The following is a 1,452-nucleotide window of genomic DNA, read 5'->3' as shown; positions in this document are numbered from 1 at the left end:
GACCGAATACTGACCGCTGAAAACGTCTTTTCTGCGCGCCGCTACGCGAAATCTGAACCCGGAATCCACTGCTCAAAGTAAAGATTTCAACCTCAAGCGCGTACTTTTCTGTCGTGGAAACCATGGCCGACTTTTTCAACAGAATCGGTCGAATACAGCCCTTGGTGACAGGCAGAGATCGGCCAAAAGCAGACGGTCTGCGCGGTTCTGGCTCTGCCCAATAGTGCTTCGGTCCCGCTGAGTGTGAACTTTGGTCGCCGGGTCTTTATGCCAAATCAGCAAGCTCGGCGCAATCGCTCGACACGATCCTTCAGATCAGCTGTGAGCATCATCCCAGGAACAAAATATTCTTGTTTTTCGAATGCGCCTGCGAACCATGTGAATTGGGTATCGCTTTGCCACTCCAGATTAGCCGGCATCCTCAGCTTCAGGATGTCGAAAGGAGCCCGATTATCTGGCATGAAGAGCGAAGTCGTCGTCGCGCTTTGATTTGGGGTCGGATCAAGGTATTGGCCCAGTTCATTTTTCCAGACCGCGTGATGCTGCGCGACGAAGAGGTCCCCGTACTGCCAAAGTGACCAGCCATAAATCGCTTGGCCTCCCAAGGAAACTTGGTGATCAAGGCAGTTGTACCAGCAGTGCCCCAGCTCGAACCCTGGATGTGGAGCGACAGACACAACGAGAACGGAGAGGTGGTCCGCATAGTTATTTGGATTCAAGCCAACTGGAGGATGGACAGGCTGTTTACGAAGAAAGTTACAGAAGGCCAAAAAACGGGGGGCAGTGACGGCGGGGATGGTAGGCCGTGGTTCTACAGGCATGAAAGATTCCTTATCTTGCAAGTGAAATATCGCCCATTTAAATATGCCCTTTCGGGGGGGGGGCCTGATGATAAGGTACGGCTGCTGTTACTGGCCACCACCAAGCCTTTTCATGGCTCGGCCAGTCATACAAACCTGAGGTTCCGTCCTCTGGGAACAGAACGGCGTCCGGATACTCGCCGTCACGAAGCTCGTTCACGAGCCAACCATATCGGCGCGCCCATCGAAGTAGCGCTGATGATCAGTGTTTCGCGTTCGGATTCGGGCAGCACACACACACACACATCGCCCGGCTATAGATCAGATCAACTGACCAGAACGGGTGTGGCAGAGTGCGGGGCGCGCCCAGGTTGCTGATCTAACCAAGTTCCCATCTGAAGGAGCGCAGGCGACGGACCTTGTAGCACTCCTCGCGGAAATGATTTCCAAGCAGAAGGTTGCAATAGACTCGTTCAATGCGGCTCAGGCGCAGATGGATGCGGCTGAGAAAAATGCGATGTGAAGGCTGCAAGGCGAATCGCTTCCACCCTCTTTAAATGCGAAATTTGCTTTCGGCCGTTAGGTGGCCATCACGAAGGGCAGCTAACGGCCGATTCTGTTGAAAAAGTCGGTCTGCCCAAACTACCTGATC

Annotated in this window: 1 protein-coding gene; it reads right to left on the bottom strand. The window is 53.7% G+C overall.

What is annotated here, in order from left to right; all coding sequences use genetic code 11:
• Positions 1-275 precede the first annotated feature (275 nt).
• Positions 276-821 (bottom strand): hypothetical protein, encoded by a 546-nt coding sequence (locus AC1DSG_RS31085; RefSeq protein ID WP_477794282.1) that lies wholly within the window; start codon positions 819-821, stop codon positions 276-278.
• Positions 822-1,452: the final 631 nt, after the last annotated feature.

The sequence above is a fragment of the Pseudomonas sp. P5_A12 genome, from assembly GCF_056400685.1.
Note: the sequence above shows the minus strand (reverse complement) of the source record. Positions and strands in the feature narration are given on the sequence as shown.

Coding starts and splice junctions, on each gene's coding strand:
- AC1DSG_RS31085 (WP_477794282.1), bottom strand. CDS start 821: ATGCCTGTAGAACCACGGCCTACCATCCCCGCCGTCACTGCCCCCCGT.